Raw genomic sequence first — 19,931 nt, 5'->3', positions numbered from 1 at the left:
CCATTGAATACAGCTCCTCGCCCGCGCGCTTCCATCGCGCTGTTTGCCATCGCCGTGCTGGCATCCACTGTCGCCTCGGCGCAGGTTGGCCGCTACGACGCGGAAGAGGTTCGCGCCCACCACAAGCAGGAACAGGCTGCCAAGGGCAAGGTCGCCGCCGACGCGAAATTCCCCAATGCCACCCGCATCTCGCCCGAGCTGGAGGCCACGAAATCCGGCGGCAAGGTCCTGGCCGAGGTCGTCGCGCTCTACCAGGCAAAGCAATACACGCCGGCGATCGAGAAGGCCGAAGCGCTGGGATCGACGTCGAGCAACGCCTACGAGCGCAGCTTCGCCTATCAGCTTGCCGCGACCGCAGCGGCCGACGCGGGCGACAAGGACAAGGCTGCCGCCGACTTCAAGCTTGCCGTCGACAGCAATGGCCTGGACAACGACGAGCATTTCCAGGTGATGTACAACCTGGCGGTGATGCAGTACCAGACCCAGCATCCGGCCGAGGCCTTGGCCACTGTCGAGCGGCTGATGACGGAAACCAGGTCACAGGCACCCGAATACCTGGGCATGAAGGCGAGCCTGCTCGCGCAGGTGCACCGCCCGGATGAAGCCGCCAGGCTCTACGAACAGATCTACGCCGCCGACCCGACGAACACGCAGGCACTGATGAATGCCGCCGCCGCCTACCAGCAGGGCAACGAGCCGGCCAAGGCGACGGCGCTGCTCGCCGCCGCGCAAGGCAAGGGCGCGCTCAAGGATGCCGCCCAGTACCGGGCCCTGTACGCGGGCTACATCAATGACGGCAAACCGGCGCAGGCGCGGGCGATCATCGAGGAGGGCGTCGCCAAGGGCGTCATCCAGCCATCCCCGGACCTGGCCAAGGCCTACTCGGTGATTGCGCAGGACGCCTATGCCGCAGGGGACGCCGCCACCGCCATTGCCATGTACGGCAAGGCCGCGCCGATGGCTGCCGATGGCCTGGCGGCGCTCAACCTGGCGCGCGTGCTGTGGAATGAAAAGCGCACTGGCGAGGCGCGGGTAGCGGCGCAGCTTGCCTTGAAGAAGGGCGTGAGCCCCGCAAACGCGGCCGAGGCCAACAAGCTCGCCGCCAAGCCAGGGCACAAGTAACCAAGCGCAAGCGCGGTTGGTGCACATCCGCGTGATTGGTATAAGCTTAGAGGTTCCCGCGATCTGATTGGTCGCGGTTATTCGACACCTTCCGCGGCGCGATGGCGCCCGGCCACACCCGAGTTCCCCTCGCATGACGCAACGCTTGCCGACGACCGACAAGAACGAAGATGACGGCCTGAACTGGCCGCGCATCGCCGGCATGACCTTCGTGATCGCCGTGCATGCCGCAGCATTGCTGCTGTTGCTCGCGCCGGTGACGCCGCCAGGCACCGACAAGGCCGACGAAGACGTGACCCGGGTCGTGGTCATCGAGCCGCCGCCGCCGCCGCCGCCACCGCCGCCGCCGCCGCCGACCCCACAGAAGCCGGTCGAGATCAAGCAGCTCTCGCCACCGCGGCCGACGCCCGTGCCGCCGCCGCCGGATGAGCCACCGGTCGTGATGGACACCCCCACGCCGATGTCGACGCCATCGCCGCCGCCGTCACCGCCGTCCCCGCCCGCGCAGGTTTCCGACATTGGCGCCAGCGTGGATATCTCATCCAAGAACATGAACCCCCCGACCTATCCTCCCGCGGCATTCCGCGAGGGCATCGAGGGAGTCGTGGTCCTGATCGTCGACGTGGACGCCAACGGCAACGTCACGAAGGTGTCCGTAGAAAAGTCGAGCCGCAATCGCGATCTTGACCGGGCCGCCATGGAGGCCGCACGCAAGTGGCGCTTCAACCCGTCTGTCAGGAACGGCGTCAAGTCCGCCGGTCGGGTGCGCGTCCCGGTCGACTTCAAGCTCCAGTAATCCATATCCAACGATCACCACCGCCGCACAGCTCCAAACGTCTCTCCCAAACCACCACATCCAAAGGTAAGCGTCATGCTGCAGGAAACCACTAACGCCGCTGCGACCGGGGGCACCAACGCTGCCACCGCGCTGACCCAGATGGGCGTCGACCATCTGCTCAGCGAAATGATGAGCACGCCTGGAAACTACGCAGTTCAGTGGGCGGTGCTGCTCACCCTGCTGATCATGTCCGCGATGTCGATCTACTGGATCGTGATCAACCTGTTCAAGAACATGGCCCTGCGCCGTGGCGCCGACCGCGTCGTCAGCACGTTCTGGGAAACCACCAACGCGCAGGACGCGATCCGCTACATGGAAGAGCAGCCGCGCCGCGAGCCGTTCTCCAAGATCGCGCTCGACGCCGCACAGGCCGCCGCCCACCACCAGCGCCACGAAGGCTCGCGCCTGGTGGAATCGCTGAACCGCTCGGAGTTCGTCGATCGCGCCCTGCGTCAGGCCGTGACCCGCGAATCGATGCGGCTGGAGTCGGGTCTGACGGTGCTGGCGACGGTCGGTTCGACCGCTCCCTTCGTCGGTCTGCTGGGTACGGTGTGGGGCATCTACGGCGCCCTGATCCGCATCGGCGCCACCGGCCAGGCATCGATCGATGCGGTCGCAGGTCCGGTGGGTGAAGCGCTGATCATGACCGCGATCGGTCTGTTCACCGCGATCCCGGCCGTGCTGGGTTACAACTTCTTCGTGCGCCTGAACCGCGTGACGTACAACAAGTTCGACACCTTCGCCCACGACCTGCACGACTTCTTCGCCACCGGCGCCCGCGTCGGCGAACTCCCGGCGAAGCAGTAAGTCCAAGCGAACGACAGAAACACGGAGTCCGGCCCATGGCCTTCAGCAGTGGCACCCAGAACGGGGCCCCGATGTCCGAGATCAACGTCACGCCCCTCGTGGACGTGATGTTGGTCCTGCTCATCATCTTCATGATCACGGCGCCCTTGATGTCGCACAAGGTCAAGGTCGAGCTGCCACAGGCGAACCTGGACAAGCGGCCCGACAAGGTGCCGCCGACGCCGCCGATCACGGTGACGGTGCAGGAGGATGGCCATCTGTACTGGAACGACGCCCCGGTGACCCGCGACCAGCTGGAGAGCCAGCTGTCCGTCGAGGCGCAGAAGACACCGCAGCCCGAGGTCAACGTGCGCGGCGACGCGACCACCAAGTACCGCATCGTCAGTGACGTGGTGAACATCGCCCAGCAGCAGGGCATCGCCAAGGTCGGCTTCATCGCCACCAAAGAACGCCCGTAGGGAGCACCGAGGATGGCTTTCAGTTCTAACTCCGCGACCGGCGCGCCGATGGCCGACATCAACGTCACGCCGCTCGTCGACGTGATGCTGGTGTTGCTGATCATCTTCATGGTGACGGCACCGATCCTGTCGTATCCGATCGACATCGACCTGCCGCAGCGCAGCGTCACCCCGCCGCCGGACACCACCCCGCCGGAGCCGATCAAACTGCGCATCGATGCTTCCGGCCAGGTGTTCTGGAACGAAAGCCCGACGCCGATGTCGGCCTTGCGCAACATGATGGAAAGCGAGGTCGAGCGCGACCCGAACAACCAGCCGACGTTGGAGATCGACACCAACGACGACGCCGATTACGGCGTGCTGGCCAAGGTGCTCGCGACCGCGCGCAATGCAAACATGCAGAAGATCGGCTTCGTCAAGAAGTAACCTGCGGCGCTCCTGCAGCGCGCCGCCGGTGCATCTCGCCGGACCGACTGGACAACGCCGCCCCCGGGCGGCGTTTTTCATTGGCGCCAGGCACGCGCTGCAATGCCAGTGACACCCGGCGTCGACAACGCCGCTTGATCAGCGTGATGCGGGATCGCCCGCGGGCGGAAAGCGCGCACCGACGCCAATGGCGGCGAGTCGGGCGTCTGTGATGCGCTGGCGCTGGCCCGGGCACGCTGGAATCCGCAACAGGTGCGGACTGCTGCGCCGAGGCGTGCCTGCGCGACGGCCCGTGCGACCGGCGCTGTCAGCCAGCCGACTGCAGGATGGCGATGTAGGCGCGCACGGTTGCATCGAGGCCGGCGTACAGCGCCTCGTCGATCAGGGCGTGGCCGATGGAGACTTCCAGCACCCGCGGCACGGCCCCGAGGAAAGCGGCAAGGTTGGCCTGGCTCAGGTCGTGCCCGGCGTTGACGCCCAGGCCTGCAGCCTGCGCGCGCCGAGCCGTCGCCGCGCAGGCTGCCAGCGCCGCGCCGGGGTCGCCGGCCGCAAAGGCCTCGGCGAAGGGCCCGGTGTACAGCTCGACCCGATCCGCGCCCACGGCCGCCGCCTCGGCGACCCTGGCGTCATCCGCATCGACGAACAGGCTGACCCGGCAACCCAGCGCCCGCAACGCGGCAACAGTTGGGCGCAGGCGCTCGCCATCGCGCGCGAAATCGAAGCCGTGATCCGATGTCAGCTGCTGGTCCGCATCGGGCACGAGGGTGGCCTGCGCCGGCCGCGCCTGCGCGCACAACGCGTGGAAGCCTGGATAGTCCGCGCGCGGCGGGGCGAAGGGATTGCCTTCCAGGTTGAACTCGACGCCGCGATCGCGGCACAAAGCCGCAAGTGCCAGCACGTCGTCGCTGCGGATATGTCGTGCGTCGGGGCGCGGATGCACGGTGATGCCGTGAGCGCCGGCGTCCAGGCATGCGCGCGCGGCCCGCACGACGTCCGGCGCGCTGCCGCCGCGCGAATTGCGCAACACCGCGATCTTGTTGACGTTGACGCTGAGCAGCGTCATCGCGGCGGTTCCTGCCGTCTCAAGCGGCGGGTGGTTCCGGCGGGGCCTGCGTGCGCCTCGCCTCGGCCTGTTCACGCAGCCGGCGCAGCTCCTGCGGATCGAGCAGCATGGCCTCGTCACGGCTGCGGCTGCCGACGCGCTGGGCCAACAGGCCCAACGTCCATGCCACGAGCAGGCCGAGCGCAGCCAGCAGGCAGATTGCCGCGAGGGCAAGGGATGTGGTCTTGAAGGCGATCGCCATGGCGACCAGTGCCAACAGCAGGTACACCCAAGGCATCGCACGCTCCTCGCGCCAGCGTCGCAGCCCCAGCTGCGATCACGGCCAGTCTAAGGGCGATCCCCCGAATGTGGAACGCCCGCGCCCCGCAGCGCAGTCACAGCACCGGCGACAGCAGGCGGGCCAGGGCCTCGGGCAGCCGTACCGTCCATAGCGACCGCCCGCGTTGCTCGCGCACACGCGGGGCCGAGGCGAACTCGGCTGCGATCAACGCCGCCAATTCACCCGCGATGCCACTGTCGGCAAACATCACCGACACCTCGAAATTCAGCCGGAAGCTGCGGGCATCGAAGTTGGCGCTGCCGATGATCGCCACGTCGTCATCGACCAGCATCGCCTTGGTATGCAGCATCCGCGGCCCGTACTCGTGGATCTTGACGCCCGCCATGAGCAGGTCGTCGAAATACGAGCGCGCCGCATAGGTGACAACCCGGCTGTCGCTGCTGCGCGGGACCATGATCCGCACGTCCAGGCCGGCCAGCGCCGCGGACGTCAGCGCCATCATCGCGGCCGTTCCCGGCACGAAGTAGGGCGTCACCAGCCACAGGCGTTTGCGCGCCGCGTTGATCGCGCCCACGTGCAGGCGATGGATGGCCTCCCACGGCGAATCCGGTCCCGAGGTCAGCACCTGCGCGTTGATCGCGCCGTGCTGCGCGGGTGGCATGACCTTCGCGACCGAGGCGATGAAGTCGCGCTTGCCGGTGGCGTAGGCCCAGTCCTCGACGAACACCTGCTGCAGCGACCGCACCGAATCGCCTTCCAGTCGCAGGTGCAGGTCGCGGTAGGCGTCGCTGCGCAGGCGTTCGTTCTCCTCGTCGGTCACGTTGATGCCGCCGGTGAAGCCGACGCGGCCGTCGATCACCACGATCTTGCGGTGCGACCGCAGGTTGAGCCACGGTCGTTTCCAGATCCGGCCAAAGCGCATCGGATGGAACCACGCGAGTTCGCCGCCGGCGGCCAGCAGCGGCGCGAAGAAGCGGCGCGGGCAATGCGACGAGCCCAGCGCATCGAGCAGCAGGCGCACGACGACGCCGTTGCGCGCGCGCTCCACCAGCGCGTCACGCAGCAGGGTGCCGGTCACGTCGGGCGAATAGATGTAGTACTCCAGATGGATCTGGTGCTGCGCCTGGCGGATGTCGGCCAGCAGCGCGTCGTAGGTCGCCGCGCCGTCGACCAGCAGGCGCACGCTGGTCGCGGTGGTGATGGGCAGGCCGGTGGTCGCCTGCGCCAGTCGCGACAGTTCACGGGTCTCCGCTTCCTCGACCGTGCCCTGCGCTTGCGGAAGCGCGACCCGCGAGCGGGCGCGACGCAGGCGCTGGCGCTTGATCCGCTGCGGTCCGAGCACGTAATAGATGAGGAAGCCGATGTAGGGCAGGGCGGCCAGTGCCAGCAGCCACCCGAGCGTCGCCGCCGGGGCGCGCTTCTGCAGCACGATCCAGCCGCCCAGCCAGACCAGGTAACCGATCCATCCCAGCGTCAGGTACAGCGCGAAGTGGGGGAAGTGATGGAGCCACAACCAGTCGGCGTGCAATGCGTCGAGCATGAAGGATTCAGCGGCGTGTCGCGGGCGTTGCGACGGCTGCAGCGTAGGCTGTCGCGGTGAACGATGCACGCGAGGACGCCCGCAGGGCACGGGCGCCGATCAAGGGCCGCGGCGCGGCCTCCCGGGTCCATGGCCGCTTCGAGAAGACCGTCGCCCACGGCGAGGACGACGGCTGGGGCTCGGTGTACGCCAACGCGGCAGACGACGACGTCGCGCCCGTTGCTCCGCATCCGGACACGCGCGTCACCGAGGAACGCGCGCGCTCGGTCATCAGCCGCAACAGCTCGCCCGACGTCGGCTTCAGCCAGTCGGTCAATCCGTATCGCGGTTGCGAGCACGGCTGCGTGTACTGCTTTGCGCGGCCCTCGCACGCCTACCTCGACCTGTCGCCGGGGCTGGATTTCGAGACGCGCCTGTATGCCAAGACCAACGCCGCCGAGCGCCTGCGGCATGAACTGTCCAAGCCGGGCTACGTGCCGTCCGCCATCGCGCTGGGCATCAACACCGACGCCTACCAGCCGATCGAGCGCCGCTACCGCATCACCCGCGAGGTGCTGGAGTTGCTGGCCGAGTGCCGCCATCCGGTGAGCTTCGTCACCAAGAGCGCGCTGATCACGCGCGACCTCGACCTGCTTGCGGCGATGGCGCGCGAGCGGCTGGTCACCGTGTATTTCTCGATCACCACGCTCGACAACCACCTGGCGGCGAAGATGGAGCCGCGCGCCACCGCGCCGCACGGCAAGCTGCGGGCGATGCGGGTTCTTGCGGACGCTGGCGTGCCGGTCGGGGTGATGGTCGCACCCGTCATCCCGATGATCACCGACCACGAACTCGAGCACATCCTCCACGCCGCGCACGACCACGGCGCGCGTGCCGCCGGCTACGTGCTGCTGCGGCTGCCGCACGAGTTGAAGCAGGTATGGCGCGAATGGTTGCAGCTGCACCATCCCGACCGCGCCGCGCACGTGATGAGCCTCATCCAGCAGATGCGCGGCGGCAAGGATTACGACAGCCGTTTCGGCCTGCGGTCCCGCGGCGAAGGCCCGTTCGCGCAACTGCTGGCGCAGCGCTTCCACAAGGCGCATGCCCGCCTGGGTTACGGCCGCCTGCCCGCGCTGAACAGCAGCCGCTTCGTCGCACCCGTTCCGCCCTCGCCGCAGGGGGATCTTTTCGCGAGTCGCTGATGCAGCGGTTGCATGGCCGTCGCGCCTGCACTGTCGCGTTTGCCCGGTCATGGATGTGGGCCGATACTCGGGCCACGGACAACATCCGCCGGGGACCATGGCACGCAATCACACACAGCCTGCACCTGCCGACGCCACCGCGACGGCGGTGCCGGTGGAACAATCGACATCGCTGGTTCCCGCCGGACCGCAGTTGATCGTGGCGATTGGCGCCTCAGCCGGCGGCCTGGAGGCCTACAAGCGTTTCTTCAGCCACATGCCCGCGGACAGCGGCATGGCATTCGTGCTGGTCCAGCACCTGGCGCCAGACAGCCACAGCATGCTCGCCGAACTCATCGGTCGCAGCACGCGCATGGAGGTCGTGCAGGCGGCCGATGGCGATCCGGTCCAGCCCGGGCATGTGTATGTCATCCCGCCCGACGCCACCCTGACCATCGAATCCGGCACCCTGCAGGTGCATACGCCCGCACCGCCGCGCCAGCATCGCTGGCCGATCGACACGTTCTTCTGTTCGCTGGCCGAGGACCAGGGCGACAACGCCGTCTGCGTGGTGCTGTCGGGCAGCGGCAGCGACGGGGCCCGCGGCCTGCGCACGGTCAAGGAATACGGCGGCCTGACGGTCGCCCAGGCCATCGAGGACCACACCCCGATGAGCGGCATGCCGGCCAGCGCCGCCGCCACCGGACTGGTCGACCACGTGCTGCCGGTCGAACAGATCCCGGCGCTGCTCATCGCGCACCTGGCGCACCTGCGCGCGACCCGCGACCGCAAGGCGCCGGACGGCATCCGCCAGGACCTGCCGGCGCATGTGCAGACGATTACCGGGCTGCTGCGGGCCGAGGTCGGGCACGACTTCGGCCAGTACAAGGAGAAGACGCTGGTGCGCCGCATCCAGCGGCGCATGCAGGTCCTGCAGCTGGACGCCGTGACCGACTACATCGCGCGGCTGCGCAAGGACCCGATCGAAATCGAGGCCCTGTTCCGCGACCTGCTGATCGGGGTGACGGAATTCTTCCGTGATCCCGCGGCCTTCGAGGCGCTGAAATCCAGGGTACTGCCTGCGCTGCTGGCGGAGAAAGGCGCCGCCGACACCCTGCGTGTCTGGGTGCCGGGCTGCTCCACCGGCGAGGAGGCCTACTCGATGGCCATCGCCATCTGCGAGGTCGTCGGCGATCGTCGCGGCGCGCCGAAGGTGCAGATCTTCGCCACCGACATCGACGACCGCGCGATCGCGACCGCGCGCGCCGGTCGCTACAGCGGTCCCCTGGTGGGCGTGACGCCGGAGCGCGAATCGCGCTGGTTCACCACCGACGGCGAGGATCGCTGCGTGGCCAAGACGATCCGCGAGATGTGCGTGTTTTCCGTGCACAGCGCGATCAAGGATCCGCCGTTCTCGCAGCTGGATATCGTCTCCTGCCGCAACCTGCTGATCTACCTGAATGCAGAATTGCAGCAACGGCTGCTGCGGGTTTTCCATTACGCGTTGCGCCCCGGCGGTTACCTGCTGCTGGGACCGTCGGAGAGCCTGGCGCGCAGCGCAGCGTTGTTCACCGTGCTGGACAAGAAAGAGCGCCTGTACCAGCGCCGCAACGACAACATCCCCAATGGCGTGCCGATCTTCCGCAGCCCCGCCGGCATCGCCCACCCGGGTACCGCCGCCTCGCGGTCGGCGACCACACGCAGCCGCGCCCAGGTGGATGACGCCCTGGATCGCGGCGTGTGGCGTGCGCTGGAGAAGTACTCGCCCGCCTACGTGGTGATCGACGGCAACCACGACATCGTGCGGTTTTCCGGCAACACCGCGCGCTACCTCGGTCCCTCGACCGGCAGCGCCAGCCTCAATCTCTTCAGCCTGCTGCACAAGGGCCTGCGCAGCGCCGCCCGCACGTCGGTGCAGCAGGCGTCCTCGCAGCACCGCATGGTGGTGCAGGAGGGACTGGACATCGACGTCGAGGGCCAGCGCCAGCCCTTGCGCCTGATCGCCGCGCCGCTGCACGAGGCCGATGGCGGCAAGGACCTTTACGTGATCGCCTTCGACGCCGTCGAGCGGGCGCCTCCCGGTGCGCAGGCTGGCGGCGGCGCGACGGAGAGTGCACGCATCACGGCGCTGGAGCAGGAGCTGGAGCAGACGCGCCAGCAACTGCAGGCGGCCACCGAGCAGCAGGAAACCGCCAACGAAGAATTGATGTCGGCCAACGAGGAATACCAGTCGGTCAACGAGGAGCTGCAGTCCGCCAACGAGGAGCTGGAAACCTCCAAGGAGGAGATGCAGTCGATCAACGAGGAACTGCAGACGATCAATGCCGAGCTGCAGGGCAAGAACGAGACGCTCGCGAGGCTCTACAACGACCTGCAGAACCTGATGGAAAGCACGCAGATCGCGACCCTGTTCCTCGACACCGCGCTGCATGTCACCGGTTTCACGTCCGGCATGGGGCAGGTCTTCCACCTGCGCGAGGGCGATCGCGGCCGGCCGATCACCGAGATCGCGACGCGCGTGCAGTATCCGCAGCTGCAGGACGACGTGAGGCAGGTGCTGCGCACCCTGGCGCCGGTCGAGCGCGTGTTGCGCGGCGGCGACGGCGTGCCGTCCTACCTGTTGCGGGTGCGGCCGTACCGCACCGTCGACAACGTCATCGATGGCACCGTGCTGACCTTCATCGACGTCACCGAGCGCGAAGCGCAGGAAACCGAGCGCGCGCGACTGGCGGCGATCGTGGAATGGTCCAAGGACGCGATCGTCGGCTACGCGCTCGATGGCACCATCACCAGCTGGAATTCAGGGGCCGAGCGCGTGCTCGGCTACAAGCCCGGGACCGTGATCGGGCATTCGCTGGCGATGCTGTTGCCAGCCGGGCAGGAAGACCAGCTCCAGCGCTTGCTGGCGGCGTGCGCGGATCCCGAGGGCGTGACCAAGTTCGAGGCGACGTGGCGTCGCCAGAATGGTTCAACGGTTGCGATCGACCTGTCGTGCTCGCCGGTGAGGGACGCATCCGGCCAGGTCGTCTCCGGCTCGGCGATCGCCCGCGACGTCACCGATCGACGCCGCGCCGACCGCGCCCTGCACGACAGCGAATTCCGGCTGGCCGCGATCCTGGAACAGACGTCGATGGGACTGGCCCAGACCAATGTCGAGGGCCGCTTCGAGCTGGTCAACCCGCGCTTCTGCGAAATCGTCGGCCGCACCGCACGCGAGCTCTACCGGCTGCGCGTGCAGGACATCCTGCATCCCGACGACGTGCAGCAGAACCTCGACCTGGTCCGGACGCTGCTGGCCGAGCGCAGCCACTTCCAGCTCGACCTGCGCTTCGTGCGACCGGACGGCCGGTTCGTGTGGACCAGCAACAGCGTCACCGCGATGCTGGGTGGCGACCATGCTCCCCGGCACATCATCTCGGCGGTGCTCGACATCACCGAGCAGAAGCTCGCTTCCCAGCACGTGGACCTGATGCTGGACGAGCTCAACCACCGGGTGAAGAACACCCTGGCGACCGTGCAGGCGATCGCGATGCAGACCCTGACGCAGTCGACCTCGATGGAAGCCTTCCGCACGGCCTTCGGCGCCCGCCTGCTGGCCCTGTCCAACACCCACAACCTGCTGGCCCACGATGCCTGGACTGGTGCGCAGCTGCGCGACATCATCGCCAGCGAGCTGGCGCCGTACCTGCGCGATCGGGATTCAGAGGAGCAGGCGCGGGCACGCCTGGCCGGGGGCGACCTGCTGCTCAACCCGAAGATGGCCCTGGCCCTGAGCATGGCCATCCACGAGCTGGCGACCAACGCCAGCAAGTACGGCGCCCTGTCCGGCGCACAGGGCGACGTCACGGTCCGATGGCATGCCCGCGACGAGGGCGGGCAGCCGTGGCTGCACCTGTCCTGGACCGAATCCGGCGGTCCGCCCGTCACCCCGCCCGCCCGGCGTGGATTCGGCACCCGCCTGATCACCGAGGGGCTGGCCTTTGAACTGAACGGCGAAGCGACGCTCGACTACGTCGAAACGGGCGTAAGCTGCGTGATCCACGTCCCACTTTCCGAGGCAGCGCCATGACCAACCCGGCGACCCAGTGCGTCCTCCTGGTCGAGGACGAGGCATGCCTGGCGATGATGCTGCAGGACGTGCTGGAGGGAGCCGGCTATCGCGTGCTCAAGGCGGCGCGGGTTCCGGGGGCGCTGGCGCTGGCCGAGGTCGAGGATATCGACGCCGCGATCCTGGACGTCAACCTGGCCGGCAAGGAAGTCTTCCCGGTGGCCGACGAGTTGCGCCGCCGCGGCGTGCCCTTCCTGTTCGCGTCCGGCTACGGCGAGCGTGGCCTGCCGGGCGAGTTCCACGGCTGCCCGATGCTGCAGAAGCCCTACGATCCGGCCATGCTGGAATCCATGCTCGCCAACGTGCTGGCCGAAGGCGCGCGGCAGCCGGCGACCGGTTCGGCCGGCTGAGTTGCCCGCCGGGCACTGCCCGGCTCAGCGACCGAAGTGCGGGACCAGCGCCCCGCCCAGCCACAACCATTGCGCCATCCACGCGCTGACCAGGGCGATCAGCACGGTCAAGGGCAGTCCCACGCGCAGGAAGTCGCTGAAGCGGTATTGCCCCGGCCCCAGGATCAGCAGGTTGCCGTGGTGCCCGATCGGGGTCAGGAAGGCCACCACCGCGCCCAGCGCCGTGCACACCACGAACGGCGTCGGCGGCAATCCCAGTGACGTGGCCAGCGATACCGCGATCGGCCCCAGCAGCACCGTGGTCGCGGCGTCGGACAGGATCTGCGTCAGCAGCGCCGCCGCCGAGAACATCACCAGCAGCACGCCCAGTACCGGCCAGTGCGCGACCACATGCAGCAGGCCGCGCGCGAACAACTGCGCGGTGCCAGTCTGTTCCATGGCGATCCCCAGCGGGATCACCCCGGCGATCATGACGAAGATGCGCACGTCGATCGCGCGGTAGGCCTGGTTCACGTCGACGCAGCGCGTGGCCACCATCGCCACCGCGCCCATCAGGAAGGCCAGCGGCGCCGGCAGCCATTCGGTGGCGGCAGCCAGGATCGTCGCCACCAGGATCCCCAGTGCCAGCGGTGCGCGCAGGCGGCGCTTGGCCTCCCCGGCAAACGGCACCAGCATCAGGAAGCCGTGGTGCGCGGCGAGATCGCCGAAATGCGCCGGCTGGCCGTACAGCACCAGCAGGTCGCCTTCGCGCAGGCGCGCGTCGGCCAAGCGTTCGCCGATCTCGCCCGAGCGCCGCCACAGGCCGACGATCACCGCCTGGAACTGCCGCGAGAAATCCAGCGCCCGCACCGAGCGGCCGATGAACTCCGAACCCGGCGCCACCACGGCCTGCACCAGTTGCGACTCGCCCTCGCCATTGACCCGGGCGCCATAGCGGGCGATCGCGTTGAGGTCCAGGCCCGGATCGTCGTGCAGCGACATCAGGTCGTCGGCCGATGCCTCCACCAGCAGCACGTCGCCAGCCAGCAGCGGACTGCTCGGCTTGAGGTCGGCGCGCAACTTGCCGTCGCGCAGCCAGCCGCGCAGGACGAAGCGATCGCCCAACGCATTCTGCAACTCGAGCAGCGGCCGCGTGCTCCAGCGCGAGCCGTCGACCACCAGCAACTCGGTGCGGTAACGATCCAGCCGCAGGTAGCCGTCGTCGCCATGCGCGCCCTTGTGCCGCGGCAGCAGCCAGCGCGTCAGCTGCATGTAGACCATGCCGACCACGACCAGCGCGATGCCGATCGGGCTGATGGAGAAGATGCCCAGGCTCTTGCCGCCGCTGCGCTCGATCAGGTCGCTGGCCAGCAGGAATGCCGGCGCGCTCACCAGCGTCAGGGTCGTGCCCAGCGACGCGGCCAGCGACATCGGCATCAGCAGCCGCGATGCGGGCAGGTTGACTTCGCGCGCATGCCGCAGGGTGATCGGCAACATCATCGCGGTGACCATCACGTGGTGGGTGAAGGCCGCCAGCGCCGCCACCGCCGGCATCAGCACCGCCACCCCGCGCGCCTCGCTGCGCCCCGCCGCGTGCCCGATCCACTGACCCAGGCGCTCGGTGATGCCGGTGGCGGCCAGGCCGCCGGAGATGACGAACACCGCGGCGACGATGATCGCCGGCTCGCTCGAGAATCCCGACAGCGCCTGGTCGGCGTCGAGCACGCCACTGAGCACCAGCGCCAGCAGCACCAGCATCGCGGTGACGTCGATGCGCAGGCGTTCGCTCACGAACAGGTACAGGCCGCCTGCCAGGATCAGCAGGAACAGCGTCTGGTGGAACGTGACCAGGTCCAGCGACATGGCGTCCTTGGTGGGCGGTAGATGAACGGGCGCATTGTGGGGCATGCGCGTGAAGTCACCGGCATGCGCCGCGGCGACGCGATCCATCCGGCCGCTCCCCGGACCAGGCTTCAACCGCCGGCGATCACCGCCTCGCAGCACGGCAGCCGGTTGCCGCGTGATGGGCCGTCGGTGCGAAGTGGCATCGCGTGGCGCCACCTGGCGCTGCTGGAACAGACCGGCCAGGGCGGATTCCCGCTACCGACACGCCCGGGCTGCTTTCGGTGCCCGCCCGCACGGGAATCCCGCGCACGCGCAATCGAACGTCCCGCGATGGATGTCAGTGCAAGGCGCGGCAGCGGTTCATGCCTGCGCGGCCTGCGTCGCCATCGCGGCGTCATGCGCGCGGTGGCAGCCGGTGACTTCGGCGACTTCGGCCTTCGATCCCAGGAACACCGGCAGGCGCTGGTGCAGGTGCGTGGGCACGATGTCGAGGATCCGCTCGCGGCCGTTGGTCGCGGCGCCGCCGGCCTGCTCGACCAGCATCGACATCGGGTTGGCCTCGTACATCAGCCGCAACTTGCCGGCCTTGGTCGGATCCACGTTGTCATCCGGCCTGGCGTGGCCAAGCTTGCGGTCCCATGGATAGATGAAGATGCCGCCGCGGGTGAGGATGCGATGCACGTCGGCGACCATGGACGCGATCCAGCGCATGTTGAAGTCCTTGCCGCGCGGGCCGGTGGACCCGGCCAGCAGGTCCTGCACGTAGGCCTGCATCGGCGCTTCCCAGTGGCGCTGGTTGGACATGTTGATGGCGAACTCGCGGGTGTGCTCCGGCACGCGCATGTCGCGCTGGGTCAGCACGAACGAACCCTGCTCGCGATCCAGGGTGAATGCATGCGTGCCGTGGCCGATCGTCAGCACCAGCATCGTCGACGGCCCATAGATGCAGTAGCCGGCGGCGACCTGCGCGGTGCCCGGCTGCAGGAAGGACTGGGTGTCCACCTGCTGCGCGTCGCCGGGGCAGACCAGCACCGAGAAGATCGTGCCGACGGACACATTGACGTCGATGTTGCTGCTGCCATCCAGCGGGTCGAACAGCAACAGGTAGTTGCCGCGCGGATAGGCGTCCGGGATCGGGAATGGTTCGTCCATTTCCTCCGACGCGCAGGCGGCGAGATGGCCGCCCCAGGCATTGGCCTCGAGCAGCACGTCGTTGGCGATCACGTCGAGTTTCTTCTGCGCCTCGCCCTGGACGTTGATCGACGCGGCGTTGCCGGTGCCGGCATCCCCCAGCACGCCGCCCAGGGCGCCCTTGCCGACGTGCACGGCGATCGTCTTGCAGGCGCGGGCGACGACTTCGATCAGCAGGCGCAGGTCCGGGTTGATGCGGCCCTGGCGCTTTTCCTCGATCAGGAAGCGCGTCAGCGAACACGGGCCGGACGAATGGGCAGGCGGGAGATCGGCGTTGGTCATGGCAGGCGTGCGGGCGGAAAGGGCGCCCATTGTCGCCCGTGCCGGCATTCCGCCGCGCGCCCGCAGCTCCGTGCGCTCAGGCGGCCGAGCGCAACCGCTGGGTGTTGGCCTGGCGGCGGATCACCCCGCCCAGGGTCTTCTGCGCCATCGCGAGCATCAGCAATGGCGCCGACGGATCGGCCGACACCATCACCCGCCTGGCGGCCTCGATCGCGTCGGTGGCGGCGGTCAGGTCGTCCTCGCCGAGCATCGGCCGCAGGCCGCGCACGCAGGCATCGAGCTTGCGATCGAAATCCGGATCGCAGCCCTCCCCGGCGCGCCGGCTCGCCTCGCGCAGCAGCGTGTCGATGCGCGCGAGTGCTTCCATGAGTTCGTCGGCGGCATAGTCCATGGACTGACCTTGGTGCACGTGGGTCGCACCAGCTGGGATTGGGAACCCAATGATCGGTCGGCCCCGGTGATTGCCCGGTGTAGGCCCGACGCCGTCGTTCAGACGTCGCCGTCCTGGCTCCAGCCTTCGCCGCTGCCGCGGTGGTAGACGGTGTCGGTGTCCAGCACGGTGCCGGCCGGATACGACGACTGCGTCGCCAGCCGCGCGTAGATCGGCGCGAAGTCCGGCGCCGTTGCCTGCATCAACTGCTCGAAGCTGTCGATGACGAAGTAGGTCTTCTGGTAGGTATCGATGCGGTAACGCGTGCGCATGATGCGTTCGAGATCGAAACCAATCCGGTTGGGCGCGCTGGATTCCAGGCAATGGATGCTCTCGCCCTTGGACGACACGATGCCGCTGCCATAGATGCGCAGGCCATCGGCTTGCCGGATCAGGCCGAATTCCACCGTGTACCAGTACAGGCGGGTGAGGTTGACCAGCGCTTCGGGACCGATGCCGTGCGCCTTGACCCCGCCGCGGCCATAGGCGGCCATGTAGTCGGCGAACATCGGGTTCATCAGCAGCGGCACGTGCCCGAACAGATCGTGGAACAGGTCCGGCTCGGCGAGGTAATCCAGCTGCTCCGGCCTGCGGATCCACCAGGTCACGGGGAAACGGCGATTGGCCAGGTGCTCGAAGAACGTCAGCTCCGGCAGCAGTCCTTCCACCCCGACGATGGTCCAGCCGGTGGCCTTCTGCAGGATGTTGTTGAGCTCGTCGAACCTGGGGATCGCGTCGGGCGTCATCCCCATCGCGTCCTGGGCGACCAGGAACGCATCGCTCGCCCGACCCACCAGCAGCTTGCGCTGGCGCTCGAACAGCTGCGCCCAGACGTTGTGGTCGACCGCGGTGTAGGCGTCCCACGGCTGCTCCACCACGGCGGTCGTGTAGACCGGCACGTAGCCCTTGTCCGTGTGCTGGTGCTCGACGTGCTTGCCGGCAGGGTCTGGCTGGATGTTCATGCGGCCGATGGTAACTCCAAGCCCGCGATCATTTCGCCGTGGCGGCCGTGGCGGCCGGGGTCGCCGGGGTGGCGAAAAAGTCGCCAGGTTGCCAGCGCGGCGCGTCGGCGTCGTTGCCGATCAGCCACGCCAGCCGCGCATCGAGCCGTGCCAGGCGCGCGGCATCGCCGTACTGGATCGGAAGGTGCACGTCATCGCAGGCCTGGTGGTAGCAGCGCCGCAGGAAATCGCGTTGCGCCAGCTTCGGCATCGTCGTCGCGTCGGCCGGCTTGCCGGCACTGGACGCGGCCGGCACCACGCCGCCGTCCAGGTAGAGCGACGGGATCCCCGCGCGCACGAAGGCGTACTGGTCGCTGCGCACGAACACCGACTCCTCGGGGAAGGGGTCCGGCGACAGCGTCAGCGCGGTGTCGGCGGCGGCGCGCTGCAGCGGGCCCTGCAAGGTCGAATGCGACGCGCCGATCGGCACCACGTCGCGCGTGGGTGCCAGCAACATCGGCATGTCGAGGTTGATGTCGGCCACCAGTCGTCCCGGCGGATGCAGCGCCAGCCACTGCGCGCCGAGCAGGCCCTGTTCCTCGCCGGTCAGCGCGGCGAACAGCAGCGAGCGGCGCGGCGCATGTCCGGTGGCATGCAGCTGGCGCGCGGCTTCCAGCACGATGGCGACACCCAGTGCGTTGTCCAGCGCGCCGTTGAAGATGCGGTCTCCGGTCGCATCGGCGGCCTCCGGCGCAACGCCGAGGTGATCCAGGTGTGCGCTGGAGGCCACGTATTGCCGCGCCAGCGCCGGATCGCTGCCCGGCAACGTGGCGAGCAGGTTGCGGCTGTCGATCGGCGCGATGCGCGTGCGTGTCGCCAGCGCCAGCTTCACTGGCAGCGCGAATCCGTGCAGTTCGCCGTTGCGTGCGGCGGTGGCCAGCTCGGCCGCCGTATGGCCGCTGCCGTCGAACAGCAGGTCCGCGGCGGCGGCGCTCACGCGCGCCACCACGCGCAGTTGCGGCAGCGCGTCGATGGCGTGTCCGTCCGCATCGCGCAGGCGCATGGCGGCACGATCGCGATGCGCGACGCGCCGCGCCCAGGGCAGCTGCGCCTCGTCCTCCGCGGTGTCCACGAAGATCACGCCGACCGCGCCGCGCGCAGCCAGCGTGCGCAGTTTTTCGACCTGCGACCCGAGCACGGCGCGCCGGTCGTTTTCCAGTCGTGCCGGCGCGCCACCCAGAACCACTGCAATCCTGCCGCGTACGTCCAGGCCGGCGAAGTCGTCGTGGCCGATGTCCGTTGCGGACACGCCCTGTCCGACGAACACCGCTGGCGCCTGCACCGCGTTGGTGGCGGCGGTGAAGTCGGGCTCGGGCAGGTACTGGTCGGCGAAACGCAGGTGGATCGTGCGATCGGCGCGGATCACGTCCAGCCGCGCGCCGTCGGCCAGGCGGACCGCCTTGAGCAGCGGCACGCGCTGGGAGAACGTGCCGTTGTCGCCGGCGGGTTGCAGGCCGAGTGCGCGGAAGCGCGCGACGACGACGTCGGCGGCGCGCTCGAAACCGGGCGTGCCGGTCTCGCGCCCCTGCATCGCGTCGTCGGCAAGCGTGGCGACGTCGTTGCGGATGCGCTGGGCGGCGGCATCGGCCACCGGCGGCGGCACGGGCGGTGCAGACGTGCGCTTGCAGGCCGACAGCGCGGCCAGCAGCGACAGTGCGACCGACAACGACAGTGTGATCAACAGCGACTGGCGCGCCGGGGCGCGATCGACAGCGGACATGGCGGCTTCCCGTGAGTGCCCGGCGACGCTAGCACAGCCGTGCGCATCAACGCGCGCGATTCACGGCCCGCTGCGCGGGCGGCGATCACGATGCGCGCACCGCAACCGGAGCGACGACCATGTCCGCACTGCGCGCCGTCGAGCCCGCCGACAACCGCCTGGCCGCTGAGTTGATGCTCGCCTTCGCCGAGCGCACCGGGCTGTCGTCGGCCACCGTCGAGCCGCGACGCTATCTGTGGACGGATGCGTTCGCGGTCTGCAATTGCCTGGCGCTGGCGCGCGGCCCCGACGCCGGGGCATTCCAGGCATTGGCCGCGCAGCTGGTCGACCAGGTGCACCACGTGCTGGGACACCATCGTCCCGACGACGCCCGCCAGGGATGGATCAGCGGCCTGCCGGATGCGGCCGGCGAGGCGCAGCCGACCGTGGGCGGCCTGCGCATCGGCAAGCCGTTGTCCGAACGCGGCCCGCGGCAGCCCTACGACGCGGAGCTGGAATGGGAGCGCGACGGCCAGTACTTCCACTACCTGACGCGTTGGATGCACGCGCTGGACCAGTTCGCGCATGCCAGCGGCCATCCGGATGCCGAGCGCTGGGCCTGCGAACTGGCACAGGCCGCCGTGGTCGGCTTCAGCCGGCCGACCCACGGCGCGCGCCTGGTCTGGAAGATGACCATCGACCTGGGCCACGCCACGGTCGCATCGACCGGCCAGCACGATGCGCTCGACGGCCTGGTCACCTGCCTGCAGCTGCAGGCCCGTCGCGCCGCGGCCGTCGGTGGTCCGGACCTGACCGATGCGATCGCGCAGCTGGCGGCGTGGGCGGATGTCGGTGACTGGCGGACCGACGATCCGCTGGGACTGGGTGGACTGCTCGCCGATGCCTGGCGGCTGATGCAGCTGCCGTCCACCGCCGCCATGCCGTCACCGCTGCTGGAACGCATGCTCGATGCGGCCAGTGCGGGGCTGGCGGCGTATGCACGGCAGCGCCCGTGGCAGCGGCCGTTGTCGCAACGGCTGGCGTTCCGCGAACTGGGGCTGGCGATCGGCCTGCAAGCCGTCGACCGCATGCAGGCGGCCGCGCCGGGCACCGCGCACGCTGCGGCGCTGGAGCCGCGCCTGCGGGAACTCGCGCGCCATGCGGCGCTCGCCGCGGACATCAACGCCAGTTGGTGCGAGCCGGCCGCGCGACAGCTGGCGACGTGGCGTGCGCACGAGGACATCAACGCGGTGATGCTGGCCACCAGCTTGGTGCCATCGGGCTATCTCGATCTTCGGACATGAAAAAACGGCCACCCGCAGGTGGCCGTTTTTAGGTGAAGCGCACGC

General features: G+C 68.9%; 17 protein-coding genes. 9 read left to right on the top strand and 8 right to left on the bottom strand.

Going from position 1 to position 19,931, the window contains the following annotated elements:
* The first annotated feature begins 3 nt into the window (after window positions 1-3).
* The 5 genes from GST15_RS09030 (at window position 4) to GST15_RS09010 (ending at window position 3,651) form a co-directional block, all read left to right on the top strand.
* Window positions 4-1,122, top strand: a complete 1,119-nt coding sequence (locus GST15_RS09030; RefSeq protein WP_159016911.1) for a tetratricopeptide repeat protein — start codon at window positions 4-6, stop codon at window positions 1,120-1,122.
* 133 nt (window positions 1,123-1,255) lie between these two features.
* Window positions 1,256-1,918, top strand: a complete 663-nt coding sequence (locus GST15_RS09025; RefSeq protein WP_159016910.1) for an energy transducer TonB — start codon at window positions 1,256-1,258, stop codon at window positions 1,916-1,918.
* A gap of 75 nt (window positions 1,919-1,993) precedes the next feature.
* Complete coding sequence (locus tag GST15_RS09020) at window positions 1,994-2,767, top strand: MotA/TolQ/ExbB proton channel family protein (RefSeq protein WP_159016909.1); 774 nt, start codon at window positions 1,994-1,996, stop codon at window positions 2,765-2,767.
* Between the two features lie 35 nt (window positions 2,768-2,802).
* Window positions 2,803-3,225 carry an ExbD/TolR family protein gene (locus tag GST15_RS09015; RefSeq protein WP_159016908.1) on the top strand — a complete coding sequence of 141 codons (423 nt, stop codon included), beginning with the start codon at window positions 2,803-2,805 and terminating at the stop codon, window positions 3,223-3,225.
* Window positions 3,226-3,237: 12 nt separating this feature from the next.
* On the top strand, window positions 3,238-3,651 hold the full coding sequence (locus GST15_RS09010; protein WP_159016907.1) for an ExbD/TolR family protein: 414 nt from the start codon (window positions 3,238-3,240) through the stop codon (window positions 3,649-3,651).
* 307 nt (window positions 3,652-3,958) lie between these two features.
* Here GST15_RS09010 and GST15_RS09005 read toward each other — a convergent pair whose 3' ends face one another.
* The 3 genes from GST15_RS09005 to cls form a co-directional block, all read right to left on the bottom strand.
* Window positions 3,959-4,714: a pyridoxine 5'-phosphate synthase gene (locus GST15_RS09005; protein ID WP_159016906.1), complete on the bottom strand. Its 756-nt coding sequence runs from the start codon at window positions 4,712-4,714 to the stop codon at window positions 3,959-3,961.
* A 19-nt stretch (window positions 4,715-4,733) separates the two neighbouring features.
* Complete coding sequence (locus tag GST15_RS09000; RefSeq protein ID WP_159016905.1) at window positions 4,734-4,991, bottom strand: hypothetical protein; 258 nt, start codon at window positions 4,989-4,991, stop codon at window positions 4,734-4,736.
* A 97-nt stretch (window positions 4,992-5,088) separates the two neighbouring features.
* Entirely contained in the window at window positions 5,089-6,534 is a 1,446-nt protein-coding gene (gene cls / locus GST15_RS08995; protein ID WP_159016904.1) for a cardiolipin synthase, read from the bottom strand.
* Window positions 6,535-6,590: 56 nt separating this feature from the next.
* Between cls and GST15_RS08990 the strand changes: the two genes are divergently transcribed.
* From GST15_RS08990 to GST15_RS08980, 3 genes are all read left to right on the top strand, one after another.
* On the top strand, window positions 6,591-7,718 hold the full coding sequence (locus tag GST15_RS08990) for a PA0069 family radical SAM protein (protein ID WP_159016903.1): 1,128 nt from the start codon (window positions 6,591-6,593) through the stop codon (window positions 7,716-7,718).
* A gap of 97 nt (window positions 7,719-7,815) precedes the next feature.
* Window positions 7,816-11,766, top strand: coding sequence for a chemotaxis protein CheB (locus tag GST15_RS08985; RefSeq protein ID WP_159016902.1), 3,951 nt, complete (start codon window positions 7,816-7,818; stop codon window positions 11,764-11,766).
* Window positions 11,763-12,155 carry a response regulator gene (locus tag GST15_RS08980; protein ID WP_159016901.1) on the top strand — a complete coding sequence of 131 codons (393 nt, stop codon included), beginning with the start codon at window positions 11,763-11,765 and terminating at the stop codon, window positions 12,153-12,155. Before GST15_RS08985 ends, GST15_RS08980 begins: the two co-directional genes overlap by 4 nt.
* Window positions 12,156-12,179: 24 nt before the next feature.
* On the opposite strand, the gene GST15_RS08975 is transcribed toward GST15_RS08980, so the two are convergent.
* The 5 genes from GST15_RS08975 to GST15_RS08955 all read right to left on the bottom strand — a co-directional run bounded on the left by GST15_RS08975 (window position 12,180) and on the right by GST15_RS08955 (window position 18,603).
* Window positions 12,180-14,084 (bottom strand): SLC13 family permease, encoded by a 1,905-nt coding sequence (locus GST15_RS08975; RefSeq protein WP_233263121.1) that lies wholly within the window; start codon window positions 14,082-14,084, stop codon window positions 12,180-12,182.
* 255 nt (window positions 14,085-14,339) lie between these two features.
* The gene (locus GST15_RS08970) at window positions 14,340-15,452 is read right to left on the bottom strand and encodes a class 1 fructose-bisphosphatase (protein ID WP_159016900.1); all 1,113 of its coding nucleotides are present in this window, start codon (window positions 15,450-15,452) and stop codon (window positions 14,340-14,342) included.
* A 76-nt stretch (window positions 15,453-15,528) separates the two neighbouring features.
* The gene (locus GST15_RS08965) at window positions 15,529-15,843 is read right to left on the bottom strand and encodes a hypothetical protein (RefSeq protein ID WP_159016899.1); all 315 of its coding nucleotides are present in this window, start codon (window positions 15,841-15,843) and stop codon (window positions 15,529-15,531) included.
* 98 nt (window positions 15,844-15,941) lie between these two features.
* Window positions 15,942-16,844 carry a phenylalanine 4-monooxygenase gene (phhA, locus tag GST15_RS08960; protein WP_159016898.1) on the bottom strand — a complete coding sequence of 301 codons (903 nt, stop codon included), beginning with the start codon at window positions 16,842-16,844 and terminating at the stop codon, window positions 15,942-15,944.
* 28 nt (window positions 16,845-16,872) lie between these two features.
* The gene (locus GST15_RS08955; protein ID WP_159016897.1) at window positions 16,873-18,603 is read right to left on the bottom strand and encodes a M28 family metallopeptidase; all 1,731 of its coding nucleotides are present in this window, start codon (window positions 18,601-18,603) and stop codon (window positions 16,873-16,875) included.
* 119 nt (window positions 18,604-18,722) lie between these two features.
* Here GST15_RS08955 and GST15_RS08950 point away from each other — a divergent pair, with 119 nt between their 5' ends.
* The gene (locus GST15_RS08950) at window positions 18,723-19,886 is read left to right on the top strand and encodes a hypothetical protein (RefSeq protein WP_159016896.1); all 1,164 of its coding nucleotides are present in this window, start codon (window positions 18,723-18,725) and stop codon (window positions 19,884-19,886) included.
* Window positions 19,887-19,931 lie beyond the last annotated feature (45 nt).

The sequence above is a fragment of the Cognatiluteimonas profundi genome, from assembly GCF_009792795.1.
Lineage (GTDB): Bacteria > Pseudomonadota > Gammaproteobacteria > Xanthomonadales > Xanthomonadaceae > Cognatiluteimonas > Cognatiluteimonas profundi.
This window is presented reverse-complemented; position numbering and strand designations above follow the sequence as displayed.